The organism is Luteibacter sp. P4_E6 (assembly GCF_056401535.1).
Window position 1 is genome coordinate 1 of sequence record NZ_JBFUJE010000288.1, and the last position, 4,995, is coordinate 4,995.

The window sequence follows — 4,995 nt, forward strand, 5'->3', positions numbered from 1 at the left end:
GAACAACCCCAGCGGCAGCGTCAGCATATCCACCACGAAACCATCGTGGTCGGACGAACCCATCGCCTTCTTTGCATCGGTAGCCGTGGCCGAATCGTCCAGCGTCTGCACCGGTGCGTCGAGGTTGCCGCGGCCGTACTGCATCTTCAGGAACAGGCCGCGCGCCACGGTATTCAGCAGCGCGTTGTCGAGTACCTGGTGCGTCGGTACCTGGCGCGGAGCCTGGCCCTGGATGTTGCCGAAGTTCTCGGTGAACAGGAACGAGTAGCGATCCTGTTCCGGCACCGAATCCACGGCATTCCACAGCGTCGGCTTGACCAGGTTCTTGCCCAGCTTCAACAGGTTCTGGCTGTCGTCATAGCGGCCGGCGATCAGGCCAACCACGTCGGTGAAGCCATCGCTGAACTGGTAGGAGTTGAAGTCGCCCACCACCAGCAGCGGTGCAAGCAGGTTCTTCCGGTCGGTCTGGATCGCCTGCACCTGGGTGGCGAGGGATTTGGCCTGGAGGAAGCGCTTCTCGCGGTCGCGATCGGCGGCGTCGCCGGTCTTGTCCACGTTCTGGCGGGCCTTCGGATGGACGGCGATCACGTTGACACGCATGCGGCCGATGATCGACGGCACCTCGGCGGTCAGCAGCAGCGGCGGATGGTCGTGCAGGAACGAGACGGAACCTTCGTCGTCCCAGGTTTCGTCCGCACCCAGCTGACGCACGTCGAGCACACGCACCCGGTCCGTACGGACGAGGAAGCCGACGTTGATGCCACTCGGATCGTGGCCCGGCTGGAGGATGGCTTCGTACTGCGCCGGGTAGTCGTCACCCAGCTGCTTTGCCAGACCCTGCAGGACGGCCAGGCTCTTCACTTCCTCGACCGAGAGGATGTCCGGCAGCTTGAGTACGCTACCGATGTACGCCGAGAGTCGTTGCGTCTTCAACGCGACCTGGGCCGGCGTCGGCTCGGTGTCGCCGCCGCTGCAGGTGAAGGTCGTATTGAAGTCCGAGTCGCAGAAGCGCTCCATGTTGAACGCGCCCACGCGTGTTGCATAGAAGGGACGCGAATCGACCGCGCGCGGCAGCGTAGCGGCCTTCTTGATCGTGATCTTCGTCGGGATGAAGGTGTACATGCCGAAGGCGTAGGACATCACGCCTTCGGCCTTGAAGGTCGTGCCTGCGTTGAACGGGGTGTTTGCCGCCACTGCACCGAAGTCGGCCGTGTTCATCTTGAACACTTCGGGGTTACCCGACCAGTTGGGCAGGTTCACACCCGCAGGCACCGGCACGGTGTAACGCACGCCCGGCTTGCGCAGCGAGCGTGTGCCGTTCGCGGTGATGTACACCTCGGCAAAGGGTTCGTTGCTGAAACGCAGGTTACCGGTCGTGATCATGCCATTGTCGATCACGACGCGCATGCCGACGTAGCACTGGTAGTTCGTCGTGCCGCAGGAAAGCGCATTCGGATCCGTCGACGGAATGCTATTACCGAACGCCACAGCCTTCGGCAGGTGCGCGCCGTGCATGCTCGTGGTGATCGTGGCGTTTTTCAGCTCGGGCAGGTTGAAGTAGTTGTCCACCGTGGCTTCGACATCGACCACGTCGCCCGACTTGACTTTCGGCGCCGTGCTGGTGAACACGTAGATGCCATTCGAGGTGAGCGGGTCGGTATCGGCGCGATTGTCCGGCGTCTGCATGGTGAAGCCGGCGGGGCCRACCGCCGTGACGATGTTCGCGTGCGTGGCGACACGTTTGCCGACCAGTGGCGAGACCTGGCCCGTGCCGGTGACCTGCCAGATTTCCGCCGCGACCGGGATTTCATTGAGGATCGCGCCCACCGCTGCGCTTTTCGCAATGGTGACATCGCCTGTCGCGTCGCTCAGGTTGACGCGGAACGTCTTGTCGGGACCGGCGGCCTTTGCGCCGTGCACCGTGACGTTGAGTGTGGCGCTGTTGCTGCCGGTCGGAATCGTCAGTGTGGTATCGACGGCGTCGTAGTCACCGGCGGCGACCGTGGCGGTGTCGTCCGCCGTTGCAGCGTGCACGCTCACGTCGGTGGTCACCGGCTGGCTGAGCGTCACGGTGAACGGCATCGTGACGTCGTCGCCATTGCGCAGGCTCACCGTGGCATCGGCGACGGAAAGGCTCGGCCCCTGAGCGACGCAGGGCGACGTGCTGGCGCGCGGCGCCGTCGGTGCAACCTTGATCCAGTCCGCCGAGTTGTCGCCACTGGACTGCGGGACGCCTGCAGGGTTCGTCTTGCGGCCATAACCCTGGTCCGTATTGCTGCTGCCGAGCGTGGCAAGCGGCGTGCCCAGCTTGTACGCCGAACCGGTGCTCAGGCCCACCTGGTCGATCACCGTGCCCGAGCCATTGAGCAGGGCGAGGCCACCATCGTCCGTGACGCCTGTCGAATACTTCAGGTCGGGCGTGACGCTGCCGGAGTAACCGGAAGCTGCCGTGTTCGCGAGCAGCAGGAAACAGCCCGGGGCAACCGACGTGCCCGCCGGGAACGTGAAGCGTGTGCCGGTCGTCCCGGCCGAGTTGGACGCGTTGAGTTTGTAGCCGGAAACGTCCAGTGCCGCGGTGCCGGTGTTCTGCACCTCGACGAACTCGTCGTTGCCCCCGGCGGGTCCGCGAACGCGGAACTGGGTGATCGTAAGGTCCGCGGCTTGCAGCGGAAGAATGGCCATAAGGCCTGCCAGCGCCGCCCATGTGGCGCGCCGTGTCGTGGTCAAACGCATTCGAATATCCCCTCGAGTCGTTGAGATGTACGCGACCCGAAGCACCCCGCAACCCCTGCGTGGCGTTCCCCCTGCGGATCCGCCGGCGAAGTGTGCCGCGAATTTATGACAGGGGGATGTGACGCACCCGACGACTCAGGAAGGTTTCTGCTTGGTCCCGAAGATCTTGTCGCCGGCGTCGCCCAGGCCGGGGAGGATGTAGCCGAGCTCGTTGAGATGATCGTCGATACAGGCGACGTAGATCTCGATATCCGGGTGGGCGGCTTCGATGCGCTTCAGACCCTCGGGCGCGGCCACCAGGAAAAGGCCCTTGATCTTCTTCGCGCCGGCCGCCTTGAGCATGTCGACGGTGGCGACCAGGGTACCCGCGGTGGCCAGCATGGGATCGACGATGATCGCCGTGCGCTCGTCCATGCCGCCACTGAGCTTCTCGTAATAGGCGACCGGCTCGAGCGTCTCTTCGTCACGCTGCAGGCCGACGACGCTCACCTTGGCGGCGGGAATCATTTCCAGCACGCCGCTGAGCATGCCCAGACCGGCACGCAGAATCGGCACGATGGTGACCTTCTTGCCCTTGATGTGCGTGACTTCGACCGGGCCCGCCCAGCCCTCGATCATCTTGCACTCGGTTTCCATGTCGGCCGTCGCCTCGTACGTGAGCAGCGCTGCGACTTCCGAAGCGAGTTCGCGGAACTCCTTCGTGCTGATGCCGGCACGGCGCATCAGGCCGAGTTTGTGCTGGATGAGGGGGTGGCGGACTTCGACGATTTTCATGGGCATGCGGTCGATGGCAAGGATGCCGCGATTGTCGCATGCGAGAGCCTTCCAGCCAGATGGCCGGAACCCCTGGGGTCAGGGCAGGGACACTTGTAGGAGCCGATTCATCGGCGATCCCGCGGCAGCGGGCAAGGTTGCGGCGGCAAGGTTGACGCGAGTCCCCATCGCCGATGAATCGGCTCCTACAGATTTTTTAGCCCTTCAGGCAGGTGCTCATGAAGGTCTTGCGCTCGTCGCCCTTCAGGCTCTTGGCCGAAGCGTCCTTGTTGCAGGACGTCATCTTCTGCTGCTGGGTCATCTTGGCCGGCGCCGGGGCGTCGCCCTTCAGGCAGCTGCTCATGAACGTCTTGCGGTCATCGCCCTTCTTGCCTGTCGCCTGTGTATTGCATGTCGACATGCGCTGTTGCTGCGGCGTCAGTTCTTTCTTGGCGGCTGCCTGTGGGGCGGCCATCGCACCGGCGGAAAAGGCGAGCAGGGAAGCAACGGCAAGGACACGAAGCTGCATACACATGGCAAACCCCTACGTGACGCCGGGCGAATCCGGCGTGCCTGAGCTTACCCCTCACGGTCATCCCTTACAAAAGGGGATTCAGCAGGCCTGGCGGGTGGGGCAGGCTCTTTGTGGGAGCCGATTCATCGGCGATGCTTTCGCGAGCACCCTTCGCCGCTGAAGCGGCTCCCAGATGGAGCGATCCAGATAGAGCAGTGCGTCGGCCTCAGGCCGCCTTTGTCGACGACGCCGACCGACGCGGGCCTTCCTTCAGCGCATGCCGGATTTCCTCGACGATGAGGTCCACCTCGGCACTGGTCACCCGGAAGTGCGGCGTGAAGCGCAGCGAGTTGGCACCGCCATGGATCACGCCGACGCCGCGCTCACGCATGTATTCCTCGGTCGAGCCTTCGCCGTAGCACTTGTAGTCCGCTGCCAGCTCGCAGGAGAACAGCAGTCCGGTGCCCTGGACCTTGGTGATCATGCCGCCGAGTTCGCTCTTGAGGCCTTCCAGCTTCTGCAGGAATTCCTGGCCGCGGTCGCGGATGTTCGCGCGGACCTCGTCGGTCAGCTCCGCGAGCGTCGCGACGGCGACATCGAGGGCGCGCGGGTTCGCGGTCATCGTGTTGCCGTAGATGCCCTTGCGATACAGGCCGGCGACGCGGTCGGTCACCGCAAGCACGGAGAGCGGGTACTGGCCGGCGTTGAGCGCCTTGGAGAAGGTCTCCATGTCCGGCGCTTCCAGGGATTCGAAGCCCGGGTAGTCGATGATGGACAGCACGCCGTGCGCACGCAGGCCGGCCTGGATCGAATCGACCAGGAGCAGGGTGCCGTRCTCGCGCGTCAGTTCGCGCGCGGCGGCGTAGAACTCCGGCGTGAGCGCACGGCCCGGATCGCCTTCGCCCATGACCGGCTCGAGGAACATCGCCTCGATGAACCAGCCCTGGCGGTCGGCCTCGGCGAACGCGGCCTTCAGCGAGGCCACGTTGTAAGGC

General features: G+C 64.5%; 4 protein-coding genes. All 4 read right to left on the minus strand.

Annotated features, from left to right (window positions below; all coding sequences use genetic code 11):
- On the minus strand, positions 1–2,733 hold a 2,733-nt coding region (locus AC1DT2_RS15560), incomplete at its 3' end, for a lamin tail domain-containing protein (protein ID WP_477297293.1).
- Positions 2,734–2,868: 135 nt separating this feature from the next.
- Complete coding sequence (gene upp, locus AC1DT2_RS15565; RefSeq protein ID WP_063570728.1) at positions 2,869–3,507, minus strand: uracil phosphoribosyltransferase; 639 nt, start codon at positions 3,505–3,507, stop codon at positions 2,869–2,871.
- A gap of 196 nt (positions 3,508–3,703) precedes the next feature.
- Positions 3,704–4,021, minus strand: a complete 318-nt coding sequence (locus tag AC1DT2_RS15570; protein WP_082878886.1) for a PsiF family protein — start codon at positions 4,019–4,021, stop codon at positions 3,704–3,706.
- Positions 4,022–4,226: 205 nt separating this feature from the next.
- Positions 4,227–4,995, minus strand: a 769-nt coding sequence (locus AC1DT2_RS15575; protein WP_477297294.1) for an aminotransferase class III-fold pyridoxal phosphate-dependent enzyme, incomplete at its 5' end; no start/stop codon positions are given.

What these genes read in the sequence shown, in the direction of transcription:
- upp (WP_063570728.1), bottom strand. Translation starts at nt 3,507, where the DNA reads ATGAAAATCGTCGAAGTCCGCCACCCCCTCATCCAGCACAAACTCGGC.
- AC1DT2_RS15570 (WP_082878886.1), bottom strand. Translation starts at nt 4,021, where the DNA reads ATGTGTATGCAGCTTCGTGTCCTTGCCGTTGCTTCCCTGCTCGCCTTT.